The organism is Pseudomonas capsici (assembly GCF_017165765.1).
In the GTDB taxonomy this organism is placed as follows: domain Bacteria; phylum Pseudomonadota; class Gammaproteobacteria; order Pseudomonadales; family Pseudomonadaceae; genus Aquipseudomonas; species Aquipseudomonas capsici.
Window position 1 is genome coordinate 138349 of the sequence record NZ_JAFGZD010000002.1, and the last position, 14829, is coordinate 153177.

At 58.7% G+C, this 14829-nt stretch carries 16 protein-coding genes; 14 read left to right on the forward strand and 2 right to left on the reverse strand.

Annotated elements, in window-relative coordinates:
• The first annotated feature begins 267 nt into the window (after window positions 1–267).
• The 10 genes from JSY17_RS03355 (at window position 268) to hisC (ending at window position 8258) form a co-directional block, all read left to right on the forward strand.
• Window positions 268–1077, forward strand: coding sequence for an ATP-binding cassette domain-containing protein (locus JSY17_RS03355; protein ID WP_117165795.1), 810 nt, complete (start codon window positions 268–270; stop codon window positions 1075–1077).
• Entirely contained in the window at window positions 1077–1874 is a 798-nt protein-coding gene (mlaE, locus tag JSY17_RS03360) for a lipid asymmetry maintenance ABC transporter permease subunit MlaE (protein WP_117165796.1), read from the forward strand. Before JSY17_RS03355 ends, mlaE begins: the two co-directional genes overlap by 1 nt.
• Window positions 1874–2341, forward strand: coding sequence for an outer membrane lipid asymmetry maintenance protein MlaD (mlaD, locus tag JSY17_RS03365; RefSeq protein ID WP_025261771.1), 468 nt, complete (start codon window positions 1874–1876; stop codon window positions 2339–2341). The genes mlaE and mlaD overlap by 1 nt, the downstream gene beginning before the upstream one ends.
• A 10-nt stretch (window positions 2342–2351) precedes the next feature.
• The gene (locus tag JSY17_RS03370; protein WP_117165797.1) at window positions 2352–3005 is read left to right on the forward strand and encodes an MlaC/ttg2D family ABC transporter substrate-binding protein; all 654 of its coding nucleotides are present in this window, start codon (window positions 2352–2354) and stop codon (window positions 3003–3005) included.
• Window positions 3002–3307: an STAS domain-containing protein gene (locus tag JSY17_RS03375; protein ID WP_117165798.1), complete on the forward strand. Its 306-nt coding sequence runs from the start codon at window positions 3002–3004 to the stop codon at window positions 3305–3307. Before JSY17_RS03370 ends, JSY17_RS03375 begins: the two co-directional genes overlap by 4 nt.
• A 115-nt stretch (window positions 3308–3422) precedes the next feature.
• The gene (locus tag JSY17_RS03380) at window positions 3423–3662 is read left to right on the forward strand and encodes a BolA family protein (protein ID WP_025261768.1); all 240 of its coding nucleotides are present in this window, start codon (window positions 3423–3425) and stop codon (window positions 3660–3662) included.
• Window positions 3663–3684: 22 nt separating this feature from the next.
• Complete coding sequence (gene murA / locus JSY17_RS03385) at window positions 3685–4950, forward strand: UDP-N-acetylglucosamine 1-carboxyvinyltransferase (RefSeq protein WP_117165799.1); 1266 nt, start codon at window positions 3685–3687, stop codon at window positions 4948–4950.
• A gap of 149 nt (window positions 4951–5099) precedes the next feature.
• Window positions 5100–5735: an ATP phosphoribosyltransferase gene (gene hisG, locus JSY17_RS03390; protein ID WP_025261766.1), complete on the forward strand. Its 636-nt coding sequence runs from the start codon at window positions 5100–5102 to the stop codon at window positions 5733–5735.
• A 124-nt stretch (window positions 5736–5859) separates the two neighbouring features.
• Window positions 5860–7206 (forward strand): histidinol dehydrogenase, encoded by a 1347-nt coding sequence (hisD, locus tag JSY17_RS03395; RefSeq protein ID WP_117165800.1) that lies wholly within the window; start codon window positions 5860–5862, stop codon window positions 7204–7206.
• Complete coding sequence (gene hisC, locus JSY17_RS03400; protein ID WP_206400555.1) at window positions 7206–8258, forward strand: histidinol-phosphate transaminase; 1053 nt, start codon at window positions 7206–7208, stop codon at window positions 8256–8258. Before hisD ends, hisC begins: the two co-directional genes overlap by 1 nt.
• A gap of 85 nt (window positions 8259–8343) precedes the next feature.
• Here the strand turns inward: hisC and algW are convergent, their stop codons facing one another.
• Complete coding sequence (algW, locus tag JSY17_RS03405) at window positions 8344–9507, reverse strand: Do family serine endopeptidase AlgW (RefSeq protein WP_117182141.1); 1164 nt, start codon at window positions 9505–9507, stop codon at window positions 8344–8346.
• Between the two features lie 110 nt (window positions 9508–9617).
• Here algW and JSY17_RS03410 point away from each other — a divergent pair, with 110 nt between their 5' ends.
• From JSY17_RS03410 to cysN, 3 genes are all read left to right on the forward strand, one after another.
• A complete protein-coding gene (locus JSY17_RS03410) occupies window positions 9618–10376 on the forward strand; it encodes a Nif3-like dinuclear metal center hexameric protein (protein WP_025261762.1) in 759 nt (252 codons plus the stop codon).
• Between the two features lie 159 nt (window positions 10377–10535).
• Complete coding sequence (gene cysD / locus JSY17_RS03415; protein WP_117165803.1) at window positions 10536–11453, forward strand: sulfate adenylyltransferase subunit CysD; 918 nt, start codon at window positions 10536–10538, stop codon at window positions 11451–11453.
• Window positions 11454–11625: 172 nt separating this feature from the next.
• Window positions 11626–13524, forward strand: coding sequence for a sulfate adenylyltransferase subunit CysN (cysN, locus tag JSY17_RS03420; RefSeq protein ID WP_117184935.1), 1899 nt, complete (start codon window positions 11626–11628; stop codon window positions 13522–13524).
• Between the two features lie 74 nt (window positions 13525–13598).
• Here cysN and JSY17_RS03425 read toward each other — a convergent pair whose 3' ends face one another.
• Window positions 13599–14036 (reverse strand): YhcB family protein, encoded by a 438-nt coding sequence (locus JSY17_RS03425; protein WP_117165805.1) that lies wholly within the window; start codon window positions 14034–14036, stop codon window positions 13599–13601.
• A 144-nt stretch (window positions 14037–14180) separates the two neighbouring features.
• Here JSY17_RS03425 and JSY17_RS03430 point away from each other — a divergent pair, with 144 nt between their 5' ends.
• Window positions 14181–14810 carry an alpha/beta hydrolase gene (locus JSY17_RS03430; protein WP_117165806.1) on the forward strand — a complete coding sequence of 210 codons (630 nt, stop codon included), beginning with the start codon at window positions 14181–14183 and terminating at the stop codon, window positions 14808–14810.
• The last annotated feature ends 19 nt before the right edge of the window (window positions 14811–14829 follow it).

Here is a 14829-nt window from a genome sequence, read left to right on the forward strand (position 1 = left end):
ACGATTCCCTCACGTCTGATCGTCATGGAGTTGTATCCGGGTTGGTTTGCTCAGCCTTTCGGGGGTATAGAAAGGCCTGTCCCGGGGGTATTTCTGCATATGCAGAGTGCCTGCAAGGTGCGGCGGGGTATCTAACAAACAGGTTCTCTTCTTGGGTGGCGTGCTGCTGCGGTGATATAGTGCGCGGCTTGTTCGGCTGCCCCGTGCTGTCTGTCTCTTGCGAGAGTCTGGCAGGAGAAGGGAGAGGCTGTATCGCAAGGAGTTTAGATGAGCGCCGATGACGCCTACGCGGTCGATTTGAAAGGAGTGTCCTTCAAACGCGGCACGCGCAGCATATTCACTAATGTCGATATTCGCATTCCCAAGGGGAAGGTCACCGGGATCATGGGGCCATCCGGCTGTGGCAAGACGACCTTGCTGCGCCTCATGGGGGCGCAGTTGCGGCCAAGTTCGGGCGAGGTCTGGGTCAATGGCCAGAATCTGCCCGAGCTGTCACGCAGCGATCTGTTCGATGCGCGCAAGAACATGGGTGTCCTGTTCCAGAGCGGCGCATTGTTCACCGATCTGGATGTTTTCGAGAACGTTGCCTTTCCCTTGCGCGTTCACACCCAGTTGCCGGAAGAGATGATTCGCGACATTGTCCTGCTCAAGCTGCAGGCAGTCGGCTTGCGCGGCGCTCTCGAACTGATGCCCGACGAGCTGTCCGGTGGCATGAAGCGCCGTGTGGCGCTGGCCCGTGCAATCGCCCTCGATCCGCAGATTCTCATGTATGACGAACCCTTTGTCGGGCAGGACCCGATAGCCATGGGGGTTCTGGTACGTCTGATCCGCTTGCTCAACGATGCGCTGGGGATCACCAGTATCGTGGTGTCTCATGATCTTTCCGAGACGGCAAGTATCGCGGACTACCTTTACGTCGTCGGAGACGGGCAGGTGCTGGGGCAGGGTACGCCGCAGGAACTGATGTCCTCGGATAATCCGCGCATTCGTCAGTTCATGACCGGTGAGCCTGACGGCCCCGTTCCGTTTCACTATCCGGCACCGGATTTCCGTGAAGATCTTTTGGGGAAGCGCTGATGCGCAATAAGTCATTGCTGGACCGTATTCGCCTGTTTGGGCGTTCGGCCATTGATACCGTTGCAGTGCTGGGGCGATCCGGCATCTTTCTGGGCCATGCCTTGCTGGGGCGTGGCGGGATAGGCGGCGGTTTTTCGCTGCTGATCAAACAGTTGTACTCGGTGGGCGTGATGTCTCTGGTCATCATCGTCGTGTCGGGGATTTTCATCGGCATGGTGCTGGCGCTCCAGGGTTTCAGCATTCTGGCCAGATACGGTTCGGAGCAGGCCGTGGGCCAGATGGTCGCATTGACCCTGCTGCGCGAACTGGGTCCCGTGGTGACGGCGCTGCTGTTCGCCGGACGTGCCGGCTCCGCACTGACGGCGGAAATCGGCAACATGAAGTCCACCGAGCAGTTGTCCAGCCTCGAAATGATCGGGGTCGACCCTCTCAAGTACATCATTGCGCCACGCCTGTGGGCCGGATTCATTTCGCTGCCGCTGCTGGCGATCATTTTCAGCGTGGTCGGAATCTGGGGCGGCTCATGGGTCGCGATCGACTGGCTGGGCGTCTATGACGGCTCCTTCTGGTCGAACATGCAGAGCAGCGTTTCCTTCACCAGCGATGTGCTCAACGGTGTTATCAAAAGTGTCGTCTTTGCTTTCGTGGTGACCTGGATCGCCGTTTTCCAGGGCTATGACTGTGAACCCACTTCCGAGGGGATCAGCCGTGCCACGACCAAAACCGTTGTATATGCCTCACTGGCAGTGTTGGGCCTCGACTTTATTCTGACCGCCTTGATGTTTGGAGATTTCTGATGCAAAACCGTGCAATCGAAACCGGAGTCGGCCTGTTCCTGCTGGCCGGGATACTGGCTTTGCTATTGCTCGCCCTGCGTGTCAGCGGCTTGAGCGCCAGTGCGACCAATGACAGCTATAAACTTTACGCATACTTCGACAATATCGCCGGTTTGACTGTCAGAGCCAAGGTGAGCATGGCGGGTGTGCCGATCGGCCGGGTAACGGCAATCGATCTGGATCGTGACACCTTTACCGGTCGTGTAACGCTGGAGATCCAGAAAAAGGTGGATAACCTGCCTTCTGACTCCACCGCTTCGATCCTGACCTCCGGCCTGCTCGGTGAAAAGTACATTGGTATCAGCGTGGGCGGTGACCAGTCCCTGCTCAAGGACGGCAGCACGATCCATGACACGCAGTCATCGCTTGTGCTGGAAGACCTGATCGGGAAATTCCTGCTCAATACCGTGAGTAAAGAAGCCAAATGAGGAGCTTTAAATGATCTCTATCCTGCGCCGTGGTCTGCTGGTATTGCTTGCCGTGCTGCCGATGATGGCAAATGCGGCGACAACGCCCTCCGCTCATGACCTGGTAGATCGCACCACCAAGGAATTGCTGAGCGATCTGGCCAGTAATAAAGAACAGTACAAGTCCAATCCGGGCGCGTTCTACGATGCCTTGAACCGTATCGTCGGTCCGGTAGTGGATGCTGATGGCATTTCCAGAAGCATCATGACCGTCAAGTACTCGCGCAAGGCTTCGCCTGAGCAGATGCAGCGTTTCCAGGAAAACTTCAAGCGCAGCCTGATGCAGTTCTATGGCAATGCGCTGCTGGAGTACAACAACCAAGGCATCACCGTTTCGCCAGCCAAGGATGAGGGTGCGGATCGCACCAGCGTCGATATGCAGGTAAAAGGCAACAACGGCGCGGTTTATCCGGTTTCCTACACCCTTGAGAAAATCAACGGCGAGTGGAAAGTCCGCAACGTGATCATCAATGGCATCAATATCGGCAAGCTGTTCCGTGACCAGTTCGCCGACGCCATGCAGCGTAATGGCAACGATCTGGACAAGACCATCGATGGCTGGGCAGGCGAAGTTGCCAAGGCCAAGGAAGTGACGACCGAAGCTGCACAGAAGGCGGCGCAATGAGTGAATCTGCCGTTCGCCTCGGTTCTCCGGGTCAATTGCAGCTGACGGGCGTGCTGGATTACCGTAGCGGGCCGCAACTGCGCAAGCAGGGCGCGGCCCTCATCAAATCCAGCGATGCGCCTCACCTCGTTCTGGATTGCTCCGGTGTGCTGAAGTCCAGCAGTGTCGGCCTGGCACTGCTGCTGGCATTCATGCGTGACGCCAGCGAGGCGGGCAAGTCGGTCAGCGTACAGTCATTGCCCGGGGATATGCGGGAAATTGCCCGTGTATCAGGCTTGAACGAGCTTTTGGATATTCATTAACAGCTGTTATCGGGAAAGCCCTTTGTCTGGCACCCCTTGCGTTGGGGTTCGCATAGCATGGGCTTTTTTGTATGATGGCCGACCCGCGCACACAGGGCGCCGATCGAGGTTAAGCATGCAGGCTGTAGAAGTTAAGAGCTTCCTTGAAGGAAAGCTGCCCGAAATCCAGGTGGAAGTTGAAGGCCAAGGCTGCAATTTCCAGCTGAACATCATCAGTGACGAGATGGCCAGCCTGAGCCCCGTCAAGCGTCAGCAAAACATCTATGCCCATCTGAACCCTTGGATTGCCGATGGCAGCATCCACGCGGTCACTATGAAATTTTTCAGCCGCGCTGCCTGGGCCGAGCGCACCTGAGCCAATTGGTGTCGAGATTCTAATGGATAAATTGATTATTACCGGCGGCGTTCGTCTTGATGGCGAAATTCGCATTTCCGGGGCAAAGAACTCCGCCCTGCCGATTCTTTCGGCAACGCTGCTGGCCGATGGCCCGGTAGTCGTTCAGAACCTGCCGCACCTGCACGACATCACCACCATGATCGAGCTGTTCGGTCGGATGGGCATCGAGCCTGTGATCGACGAAAAACTCAGCGTCGAAATCGACCCGCGCACCATCAAGACCCTGGTCGCGCCGTACGAACTGGTTAAAACCATGCGTGCGTCGATTCTGGTACTGGGTCCGATGGTTGCTCGCTTCGGTGAAGCTGAAGTCGCGCTGCCCGGCGGCTGCGCCATCGGTTCGCGTCCGGTCGACCTGCACATCCGTGGCCTGGAAGCCATGGGTGCAATCATCGATGTCGAAGGCGGCTACATCAAGGCCAAGGCCCCTGAAGGCGGTTTGCGTGGTGCCAACTTCTTCTTCGATACCGTGAGCGTGACCGGTACCGAGAACATCATGATGGCTGCCAGTCTGGCAAACGGCCGCAGTGTTCTGCAAAACGCGGCCCGCGAGCCTGAAGTCGTCGATCTGGCCAACTTCCTGATCGCCATGGGTGCGAAAATCCAGGGTGCCGGTACCGACACCATCACCATCGACGGTGTGAAGCGTCTGGGCCCGGCGACCTACAAGGTCATGCCTGACCGCATCGAGACCGGTACCTATCTGGTTGCCGCGGCTGCCACCGGTGGTCGCGTCAAGGTCAAGGACACCGATCCGACCATCCTGGAAGCCGTCCTGCTCAAGCTGCAGGAAGCCGGTGCAGAAATCACCAGTGGTGAGGACTGGATCGAACTGGACATGCACGGCAAGCGCCCCAAGGCCGTCAACGTGCGTACCGCGCCTTACCCGGCGTTCCCGACCGACATGCAGGCGCAGTTCATCTCGCTCAACGCAATCGCGGAAGGCACTGGTGCCGTTATCGAAACCATCTTCGAAAACCGCTTCATGCATGTCTATGAAATGCATCGCATGGGCGCGCACATCCAGGTGGAAGGCAACACGGCAATCGTGACCGGTACCGAAGTGCTCAAGGGCGCGCCAGTGATGGCGACCGACCTGCGTGCCTCGGCCAGTCTGGTGATCTCGGCGCTGGTTGCCCAGGGCGATACCCTGATCGATCGTATCTACCACATCGACCGTGGTTACGAGTGCATCGAAGAGAAGCTGCAAATGCTGGGTGCCAAGATCCGCCGCGTTCCGGGCTAGCAGCATGGGGTTCCACTGTCTTCCGGGCAGTGGAACCTGCGGTGTGATTTTCTGATTCGTTTCACCTTGAGCCCGTCATGTCGGGCTCAAGTGTTGTGTCGGGCCGTCTGCCCGGGGCAAAAGTTTCCTGATAAGGACTTACGTTTTCCATGTTGACCATCGCACTGTCCAAGGGCCGTATCCTCGACGACACACTGCCGCTTCTTGCCGAGGCGGGCATTGTGCCAACCGAGAATCCGGACAAGAGCCGCAAGCTGATCATCCCCACGACTCAGGACGACGTGCGTCTGCTGATCGTGCGCGCTACCGATGTACCGACCTATGTCGAACATGGTGCTGCCGATCTTGGGGTCGCGGGCAAGGATGTGCTGATGGAGTACAGTGGCCAAGGGCTGTATGAGCCGCTGGATCTGCAGATTGCCCAGTGCAAGCTCATGACCGCTGGAGCCATTGGTGCTGCCGAGCCGAAAGGCCGCTTGCGTGTGGCGACCAAGTTCGTGAATGTTGCCAAGCGCTATTACGCCGAGCAGGGCCGTCAGGTCGATATCATCAAGCTGTATGGCTCGATGGAGCTGGCACCGCTGATCGGGCTGGCCGACAAGATCATCGATGTGGTCGACACCGGCAATACCTTGCGCGCCAACGGCCTTGAGCCGCAGGAGCTGATCGCGACCATCAGTTCGCGTCTGGTGGTGAACAAGGCTTCCATGAAAATGCAGCATGCGCGCATCCAGGCGCTCATCGACACTCTGCGCAAGGCAGTAGAGTCGCGACACCGCGGCTGATCCGATTACGCGACCTTCGAGTCGCGTCCAGCTATCCGTGTCATAGCCAAATTTCTCAGGTGCCTGCGCGGATAGCTTGGTAGCTTATGGCACCTGAGCATCCGCCACTTATTGAGATATCGCTATGACCACTCCCACTGCAATACGCCGACTCGATGCTGCCGATCCGGATTTCGCACGACATCTGGATCATCTGCTGAGCTGGGAAAGTGTGTCTGACGATTCGGTCAACCAGCGTGTGCTCGACATCATCAAGGCCGTGCGTGAGCGTGGTGACGCAGCCCTGGTCGAGTTCACCCAGCGTTTCGACGGTCTGCAAGTCGCCTCGATGGCTGACCTGATCCTGCCTCGCGAGCGCCTGGAACTGGCGCTGACACGCATTTCTCCTGCCCAGCGTCAGGCACTGGAAACGGCTGCCGCTCGCGTGCGCAGCTACCACGAGAAACAGAAGCAGGACTCCTGGAGCTACACCGAAGCCGATGGCACCGTGCTTGGCCAGAAAGTCACGCCGCTGGACCGTGCCGGTCTGTACGTGCCGGGTGGCAAGGCCTCTTACCCTTCGTCGGTGCTGATGAATGCCATCCCGGCGAAAGTGGCCGGCGTGGCCGAAGTGGTCATGGTCGTGCCGACCCCGCGTGGCGAGATCAACGAGCTGGTGCTGGCTGCTGCCTGCATCGCCGGTGTGGACCGCGTCTTTACCATCGGTGGCGCGCAGGCTGTTGCTGCGCTGGCATACGGCACTGAAAGCGTTCCACAGGTGGACAAAGTCGTCGGCCCTGGCAACATTTATGTCGCCACTGCCAAGCGCCATGTATTCGGTCAGGTCGGGATCGACATGATCGCCGGGCCTTCGGAAATCCTTGTGGTCTGCGACGGCCAGACCGATCCGGACTGGATTGCCATGGACCTGTTCTCCCAGGCCGAGCACGACGAAGATGCCCAGGCGATTCTGGTCAGCCCTGATGCCGAGTTCCTCGACAAGGTAGCCGCCAGCATCACTCGATTGCTGCCCACCATGGAGCGTGCCGCCATTGTCGAAACCTCGATCAATGGCCGTGGTGCCCTGATCAAGGTGGCCGACATGCAGCAAGCCATCGATGTCGCCAACCGCATTGCGCCGGAACACCTTGAGCTGTCGGTCGCCGATCCTGACGCCTGGTTGCCGCATATTCGCCATGCCGGTGCGATTTTCATGGGGCGTCACACGTCCGAGGCGCTGGGCGACTACTGCGCCGGTCCGAACCATGTACTGCCGACTTCCGGCACTGCACGTTTTTCTTCGCCGCTGGGTGTCTATGACTTCCAGAAGCGCTCATCGATCATCTACTGCTCGCCGCAAGGTGCATCCGAACTGGGCAAGACCGCTTCGGTCCTGGCCCGGGGCGAATCGTTGACCGGGCACGCTCGCAGTGCCGAGTACCGGATCACCGATAGCAACTGGAGTGCGGGCAGCACAGAGGAAGGCAAGTAATGAGTAAATTCTGGAGTCCTTTCGTCAGCAGTCTGGTGCCTTATGTGCCGGGTGAGCAGCCGAAGCTGACCAAGCTGGTCAAGCTCAACACCAACGAAAACCCTTACGGGCCTTCGCCCAGGGCGCTTGAGGCAATGCGTGCGGCATTGACCGATGACCTGCGTCTGTATCCTGACCCCAACAGTGACCTGCTCAAGCAGGCGGTGGCCGGGTATTACGGTGTGCAGGCCAGTCAGGTGTTTCTGGGCAATGGTTCCGACGAAGTGCTGGCGCACATCTTTCACGCGCTGTTCCAGCACGACAAGCCCCTGCTGTTCCCGGATATCAGCTACAGCTTCTATCCGGTGTATTGCGGTCTGTACGGCATCGAATATGACGCTATCGCGCTGGACGAGCAGTTCCGGATTCGCGTGGCGGATTATGCAAAACCGAATGCGGGGATCATCTTCCCGAACCCGAACGCGCCCACCGGCTGCCTGCTGCCGCTGGAGGCGGTCGAGCAGATCGTCAAGGCCAGCCCGGATTCGGTAGTGGTGGTCGATGAGGCCTATGTCGATTTCGGCGGCGAGACAGCGATTGCGCTGGTTGATCGTTATCCGAACCTGCTGGTGACCCAGACGCTCTCCAAATCCCGTTCACTGGCCGGTTTGCGGGTCGGGTTTGCTGTAGGGCATCCGGATCTGATCGAAGCGCTGGAACGGGTCAAGAACAGCTTCAACTCCTACCCGCTGGATCGTCTGGCGATTGTCGGTGCGACGGCAGCCTTTGAAGACCGTGAACACTTCGAGACCACCCGCAATGCAGTAATCGCCAGCCGCGAGGCATTGGTCGAGAAGCTGGAAGGTATGGGTTTTGAAGTGTTGCCTTCGGCGGCCAACTTCATCTTTGCCTGTCACCCGAAACATGATGCGGCAGGTCTGGCGGCGAAACTGCGCGAGCAGGGCGTTATCGTGCGTCACTTCAAGCAGGAGCGGATCGCCCAGTTCCTGCGGATCAGCATCGGTACGGCTGAGCAGAATCAGGCGTTGCTGGACGGATTGAGCGGGATCTAGGTTCTTTCATACCGCTGTCGCGAGCAAGCTTGTGTGAGAGGGCTTGCCCGCGACGGGTATGCGGATATCTACACTCTTGCGACGATCACTGTTCTTTCGCGACCGGCGTTGGTGCCGGTGGCGGTCGCAGGCCAACTTCGGCGCTCAGACGCAACTCCTTGCCATTGCGCATGACATCGATCGCAATCTTGTCCTTGGGTTTGGTGCGTGCCACCTGATTCATCGAGCGTCGGCCATCACCAGCCGGTTCGCCATTGATGCTCAGGATCACATCCCCCAGTTGCAGGCCGGCTTTCTGTGCCGGGCCATCGCGGAAGATTCCGGCAACCACAATCCCAGGGCGGTCCTTCAGGCCGAAAGAGTCAGCCAGTTCCTGGGTCAGGGGTTGAACTTCGATCCCCAGCCAGCCACGAATGACCTGGCCATGTTCGATGATCGACTTCATGACATCCATCGCCAGTTTGGTCGGAATCGCAAAACCGATGCCCTGAGAGCCGCCTGACTTGGAGAAGATCGCGGTATTGATGCCGGTCAGGTTGCCGGAAGCGTCCACCAGAGCGCCGCCCGAGTTGCCGGGGTTGATGGCAGCGTCGGTCTGGATGAAATCTTCGTAGGTATTAAGGCCCAACTGGTTGCGTCCGGTCGCACTGATGATGCCCATGGTGACGGTCTGGCCGACACCGAACGGGTTGCCGATGGCCAGTGCCACGTCGCCGATACGGATACCGTCGGAGCGTGCAATGGTGATGGCCGGCAGGTTTTTCAGGTCGATCTTCAGTACCGCCAGATCGGTTTCGGGGTCGTTGCCGATCACCCGGGCGATGGTTTCGCGGCCGTCCTTGAGGGCAACCACGATCTGGTCGGCACCGGTGGTGACATGGTTGTTGGTCAGCAGGTAGCCTTCGGGGCTCATGATCACGCCGGAACCGAGGCTCGACTCCATGCGTTTCTGCTTGGGAGCGTTGTCGCCGAAGAACCTTCTGAACTGAGGATCCTCGAACATGGTGGGGGTGTTGCCCTTGTTCACCATCTTGGTGGTGTAGAGGTTGACCACTGCGGGTGCAGCGGCACTCACTGCATCGGCATAGGACGAAGGGCCCTGCATCACAGTGGTGACCTTGGGAGCCTGTTGCAGGTTTACATCCCGGCTGGGCAGCCCGACCCATTCCGGGTAGCGCTGGATAATCAACATGGCGATGAGCACGCCAGCCAGCAATGGCCAGCCGAAAAAGCGCAGTGCCTTTAACATTGAGCAAGTCCTGATGGTTACAGGCGCAAAGATTTTTCCACGGGTGCGCCATAATGGCGGGCATTATACGAGCACAAGGCAGCTCTGAACTGCATATTTAGGAGTCTTTTATGGCTGTTGCCCTCAGTACCCTGGTCGAAGAGGCCGACCGCTATCTCAACAGTGCCCGCATTCAGGATTATTGCCCCAACGGTTTGCAGGTCGAAGGCCGACCGCAAATCATGCGTATCGTCAGTGGCGTGACGGCCAGCCAGGCTTTGCTGGATGCCGCTGTCGAGGCCCAGGCCGACCTGATCCTGGTCCATCATGGCTATTTCTGGAAGGGCGAGAATCCTTGTGTCGTGGGTATGAAACAGCGTCGCCTGAAGACATTGCTCAAGCACGACATCAGCCTGCTGGCCTATCACTTGCCTCTGGACGTTCATCCTGACGTGGGCAATAACGTGCAACTGGCCCGTCAGCTGGATATCACGGTCGAAGGCCCGCTGGACCCCGAGAATCCCAAGGTAGTCGGTCTGGTCGGTTCTCTTTCCGAGCCGATGACGCCTCGTGATTTTGCCCGCCGCGTGCAGGACGCCCTGGGGCGCGAACCGCTGTTGATCGAAGGCAGCCAGATGATCCGGCGCGTGGGCTGGTGCAGTGGTGGTGGGCAGGGCTACATCGATCAGGCCGTGCTTGAAGGCGTGGACCTGTTTCTCAGCGGAGAAGCCTCGGAACAGACCTTTCACAGCGCCCGCGAGAACGACATCAGCTTTATCGCAGCAGGGCACCACGCAACCGAGCGCTACGGTGTTCAGGCACTGGGCGACTATCTGGCGCGACGTTTTGCTCTGGAGCATATTTTCATCGATTGCCCGAATCCGATCTGACAGATCCAAACGTCGGGCTATATGGATAGATCGTTTCGATCTATCCGGCGCGCTGATTATGCGGTATGCCTCATGATAAAGTGCGCGGCTCGAATACGGCCCGCTGGCCGCCCGGGAGGATTCTTCCCGGCCCACAACGAATGCAATCCGTGAGTAACCATGGTTGACAAACTGACGCATCTGAAACAGCTGGAGGCGGAAAGCATCCACATCATCCGCGAGGTCGCCGCCGAGTTCGACAACCCCGTGATGTTGTACTCGATCGGCAAGGACTCTGCCGTGATGCTGCACCTGGCGCGCAAGGCCTTCTTCCCTGGCAAGCTGCCGTTCCCGGTCATGCACGTCGATACCCGCTGGAAATTCCAGGAAATGTATCGCTTCCGCGACCAGATGGTCGAGGAGATGGGCCTGGACCTGATCACCCACGTCAACCCCGACGGTGTTGCACAGGGCATCAACCCGTTCACCCACGGCAGCGCCAAGCACACCGATATCATGAAGACCGAGGGCCTGAAGCAGGCACTGGACAAGCATGGTTTCGACGCAGCTTTCGGCGGCGCACGGCGTGACGAGGAAAAATCCCGTGCCAAGGAACGTGTCTACTCGTTCCGCGACAGCAAGCACCGCTGGGACCCGAAGAACCAGCGTCCCGAGCTGTGGAACGTCTATAACGGCAACGTCAACAAAGGCGAGTCGATCCGCGTGTTCCCGCTGTCGAACTGGACCGAGCTGGACATCTGGCAGTACATCTATCTCGAAGGCATCCCGATCGTGCCGCTGTACTTCGCCGCCGAGCGCGACGTCATCGAGAAGAACGGCACCCTGATCATGATCGACGACGAGCGCATCCTCGAGCACCTTACCGACGAGGAAAAGGCCCGCATCGTCAAGAAGAAAGTGCGCTTCCGTACCCTTGGCTGCTACCCGCTGACCGGTGCCGTCGAATCCGAAGCCACGAGCCTCACCGACATCATCCAGGAAATGCTCCTGACACGAACTTCCGAACGCCAGGGCCGGGTCATCGACCACGACGGCGCAGGCTCGATGGAAGAAAAGAAACGGCAGGGGTATTTCTAAGCTTCAAGTTACAAGCGGCAAGCTGCAAGTTGGAAGCGCATTGCGTAGCTTCAGGGTTTTGCAGGTTGCCGCCCTTTGTGGGTGTCTTTGAGTGCCCATAACAAAAAAATTCTGACTAGTTGTACGCCGACAAGCTTGCCGCTTGAAGCTTACAACTTGGAGCTTAAACCCTATGAGCCATCAATCCGAATTGATCAGCGAGGACATCCTCGCCTATCTGGGCCAGCACGAACGCAAGGAAATGCTGCGCTTTCTTACCTGTGGCAACGTCGATGACGGCAAGAGCACGCTGATCGGGCGTCTGCTGCACGATTCCAAGATGATCTACGAGGATCACCTGGAAGCCATTACTCGTGACTCCAAGAAGTCCGGCACCACCGGCGATGACGTGGATCTGGCGCTGCTGGTGGATGGTCTGCAGGCCGAGCGCGAGCAGGGCATCACCATCGATGTCGCTTACCGCTACTTCTCTACCGCCAAGCGCAAGTTCATCATCGCCGATACGCCGGGCCACGAGCAGTACACCCGTAACATGGCGACCGGTGCATCGACCTGCGATCTGGCGATCATTCTGGTCGATGCCCGTTACGGTGTGCAGACCCAGACCCGTCGTCACAGCTACATCGCCTCGCTGCTGGGCATCAAGCACATTGTCGTGGCCATCAACAAGATGGACCTCAAGGGCTTCGATGAGAGCGTCTTCGAGTCGATCAAGGCCGATTACCTGAAGTTCGCCGAAGGCCTGGCCTTCAAGCCGACCACCATGGCATTCGTGCCGATGTCGGCGCTCAAGGGCGATAACGTGGTGAACAAGAGCGAGCGTTCGCCCTGGTACACCGGCCAGTCGCTGATGGAAATTCTCGAAACCGTTGAAATTGCCAACGACCGCAACTATGCGGACCTGCGTTTCCCGGTGCAGTACGTCAACCGTCCGAACCTGAACTTCCGTGGTTTTGCCGGCACCCTGGCCAGCGGTATCGTGCACAAGGGCGATGAAATCGTCGTGCTGCCGTCGGGCAAGAGCAGTCGCGTCAAATCCATCGTCACCTTCGAAGGTGAGCTGGAGCAGGCCGGTCCGGGTCAGGCCATCACCCTGACCATGGAAGATGAAATCGATATCTCCCGTGGCGACCTGCTGGTGCATGCCGACAACGTCCCTCAAGTCAGCGATGCGTTCGACGCCATGCTGGTGTGGATGGCAGAAGAGCCGATGCTGCCGGGCAAGAAATACGACATCAAGCGCGCTACCAGCTATGTGCCTGGCTCGATTGCCAGCATCACGCATCGCGTCGATGTGAACACGCTGGTCGAAGACCCTGCCAGCGCCCTGCAGTTGAACGAGATTGGTCGGGTCAAGATCAGCCTCGACGCGCCTATCGCGCTGGATGGCTACGAAAGCAATCGCACCACGGGTGCATTCATCGTCATCGATCGCCTGACCAACGGCACGGTTGCGGCGGGCATGATCATCGCCAAGCCGGTCAGTGCCGGTGGCGCGAATCACCATGGCGAACTGGCTCACGTATCGACTCAGGAGCGTGCCCAGCGCTTCGGCCAGAAGCCGGCTACGGTGTTATTCAGCGGTTTGTCGGGGGCAGGCAAAAGCACGCTGGCCTACGCGGTCGAGCGCAAGCTGTTTGACATGGGACGTGCGGTTTATGTCCTCGATGGCCAGAACCTGCGTCATGACCTGAACAAAGGTCTGCCACAGGACCGTGCCGGTCGTACCGAGAACTGGAGTCGTGCTGCCCACGTGGCCCGTCAGTTCAACGAAGCCGGCCTGCTGACCCTGGCAGCTTTCGTTGCGCCGGATGCCGAAGGTCGCGAACGCGCCAAGGCGCTGGTTGGCAAGGAGCGTCTGCTGACGGTCTACGTCCAGGCTTCGCCAACCGTCTGCCGTGAACGTGATCCACAAGGCCTGTATGCCGCCGAAGGCGACAACATTCCGGGTGAGTCCTTCCCGTACGATGTACCGCTGGATGCCGATCTGGTGATCGATACCCAGTCGTTGAGCGTGGAAGAGGGCGTCAAGCTGGTACTGGACCTGTTGCGCACTCGCGGCGCTATCTGAGTCCTTCGCGAAAAAGCCCCAACAAAAAAGCCCGCCATTCGATCCGAATGGCGGGCTTTCTGTTTATCGGTCGCTTACGGCTTTTTCAGACCGTAATGCTCATCCAGCATGCCCGGCGTGTTGGGTGCCTTGGGCGCGTAGTCCTTTGGTGCTTCGCTGTCACGTGGCGGGGTAAGACGGTCGCGAGGCGCTTGATTGGCCTCAGGGTGCAGGGCCGCCAGCAGGCGTTGGCGGGTCAGTTCGTCAAGGGCCAGACGGTTGGCACCCTCGGCGAGATGCTCCTGGACTTCCTGATAGCTTTGCGAGAGTTTCTGTACCAGGGTAGCCGTGCTGTTGAAGTGAGTGACCACCTCGTTCTGATAGGTATCGAAGCGCTCCTGAATGCTGTCCAGCTGGCGCTGGGTGTTATTCGGAACGGTATTGGGCAGCAGACGTGCGACCAGGAAACCAATGACGACACCGGCAACCAGGGCAAGAGTCGGCAACAACCAAACTAAGAGCGAGTGTTCCACGAGTCCTTCCTCTATAAACGGCTTTGCTTTACGTTAACGGCTCTAACCTGCGCTGTATACCCGCGACGCGTCGCTCATATGTCAGCCACAGACAATCAGCTAGACGAGTCGATCCATTTCGAGGTCACGGAGTTTATTTTGTCCATGCGTGAAACCCCAGTATTCATTGATGGCCCCGAAGGTCAGCTTGAAGCGCTTTATCAGGATCTGCCCGGTGCCGTGGGCCTGGCGCTGATTTGCCATCCTAACCCGATCCAGGGTGGAACGATGCTCAATAAAGTGGTTTCGACGCTGCAGCGTACTGCGCGCGATGCCGGTCTGGTTACGTTACGTTTCAATTATCGTGGCGTCGGTGCCAGTGCCGGTACTTCGGTTGCCGGGCCGGAAGAGGTGGAAGATGCGGTTGCCGTCGCGCAGTGGCTGCGTGAACAACAGCCGGATCTGCCCATCACGCTGCTGGGGTTTTCCTTTGGCGGATATGTGGCGGCTACGCTCGGCGGGCGTCTGGAGGCTCAGGGAGAGCAGCTCAAGCACCTGTTTCTGGTGGCCGCTGCCGCATCGCGCCTGAAAGACCAGAGCGTGCTGCCGCAGAACTGTCCGCTGACGGTCATTCAGCCGCAAAGCGATGAAGTCGTTGACCCTGAAATGGTCTATGCATGGTCTGCGCTTCTGCAACGCCCCCATGAGCTGCTGAAAGTGGCAGAATGCGGACACTTTTTCCACGGCAAGCTGACCGACCTGAAAGATCTGGTCCTGCCGCGTCTCTCGAATTGATTGCAGCCATAGAATAAGC